Raw genomic sequence first — 2,001 nt, 5'->3', positions numbered from 1 at the left:
TACCTAAATTTGACACTTGTAATTAAATAAATTCATTTCAAAGCATTTGAAAATAATGCCTTTTTTTGTCAAGAAATTCGTTGACAAATGTGATACAATGTGGTATAATACACACATATAGAAAGGTGTTGGTTAATTATGCGTTACTATGTTCAAAAAGTTGGAAACAAACAATATTTAAGAGTTATTGAAAGTTATAGAATTTCTGGCGTTAAAGGTACTAAAACTAAAATTTTGATTAATTTTGGCGAAGTTTCTAAATTAAAAGAAATTTATGATGACCCTATTGAACATTTTAGAATTGAAGCCGAAAAATTCATTGAAGAAAATAAAAAGAAAAAACTTCATTTATCTTTTGATATCAATGATGATTATGCCCTTAATTCTTTTGATATTAATGATAATACCACTATACAAGAAAATTCTATACATATCGGAAATGTGTACTGGTCTTTTCTTTATCATAAGTTAGGCTTAAAAGAAACTTTAAAAGCAATTGAAAAACAATATAAAATAAAATATTCTTTAAATGATGTATTCAAGTTCTTAGTTTTTAATAGAATTAATTTTGCTAATTCTAAATTAGAAGCATTTAAAAAAATAAATTTGATGGGCGAAAAATTAAACTTTAATTTAAAAGACCTTTACAGAGTAAATAAAATATTAGCTTATCATTCTGATGAAATAATTAAAACCATATCAAAAAATATAAATAAATTATACAAATATGATTTAAGATTAACTCATTATGATTTAACCAATTTTTACATATATACAGATGAAAATGATGATAAAATATTAGCTAAAAAAGGTTATTCAAAAGAACATTCACATTACCCAATAGTGCAATTAGCTTTATTAGTTGATAAATATGGTATGCCTTTACACTATTTGCTATTTCCAGGTAATAACAATGATTTATCAACTGGTAAAACATTCATAAAAGATTTAAAAAATGTTCATGGAGTTGAAAAATCTATCATAGTTGCTGATGCAGGAGTCAAATCAACCGAAAATATTTTAGCAATAAAATTAAGCGGTAATGGTTACATATTAAAAGAAAGAATTAGAAAATTATCAAAAGAGCTTAAATCCACTTTTTTTAATGTTGCTAAACCAATACTACAAGAAATGGCTGAAAATAATCCTGATTTAGATTACTTTTATTTACCTATTAAACTAGATATAACAAGAGAGTATATAAGAGATGGCAAAAAATATTATAAATCTATTAGAGAAAAATATATATTCCAATATTCTGGAAAATGTGATCGTAAGAATAAATATAAAATGGAAAAAGAAATAGAAAAAGCTACCAAAATACTTGATAATAGAAATGTTGAAAAAATTTTAACTAAAAGAAAATATGCAGATTTCATAAAAAAAGAAATAATAATAAGTGATTCTAAAACTGGGGAAATTATAGATGATATAAATGTAAATACTATTTATTCAATTGATGAAAATAAAATAGATGAATATAGTGGTTATAGTATAATATTCACAGACCAACATACATTAAGTGATAAAGAAATAATAAAAGCTTATAGGGAACAATATTTAATAGAGCATGTTTTTAAATTATCTAAATCAGATATTTTAACTAGACCAATAAGAAGTTCAAAAGATGAAAGTATAAAATCACATTTCATTGTATGTTATACAGCTATTGTTTTGCTTAAAATTATGCAAAAGCTTTTAAAAGATAAATATAGCCCAGAACAAATAATAAGTTCTGTAAGTAATTTAATTTATAACCAATTAGATGGGAATAACAAAATATTAAATGGCATAGATAATTGTATAAAAGATATAGAATATGCAGTAAATAAAGCACCATTAATACATAGAATAGCGACACCATCAAGAATTAGAAATTATTTTAAAATTTCTAAAAATAATTAAAATTGTACTACAATCAAAAAAAGAAAAAGAAAAGCTACAATCCTTTAATTTAAGGGTATGTAGCCTTTTATTTATTTTCCAAGTGTCAAATTTAAG

Annotated in this window: 1 protein-coding gene; it reads left to right on the top strand. The window is 23.0% G+C overall.

The annotated features are described in order from the left end of the window. The first annotated feature begins 138 nt into the window (after positions 1-138). Complete coding sequence (locus tag AWT72_RS08475) at positions 139-1,905, top strand: IS1634 family transposase (RefSeq protein WP_067143594.1); 1,767 nt, start codon at positions 139-141, stop codon at positions 1,903-1,905. The last annotated feature ends 96 nt before the right edge of the window (positions 1,906-2,001 follow it).

The organism is Oceanivirga salmonicida (genome assembly GCF_001517915.1).
Lineage (GTDB): Bacteria > Fusobacteriota > Fusobacteriia > Fusobacteriales > Leptotrichiaceae > Oceanivirga > Oceanivirga salmonicida.
The sequence above is the reverse complement of the archived record's forward strand: the minus strand, read 5'-3'. Positions and strand labels throughout refer to the sequence as shown.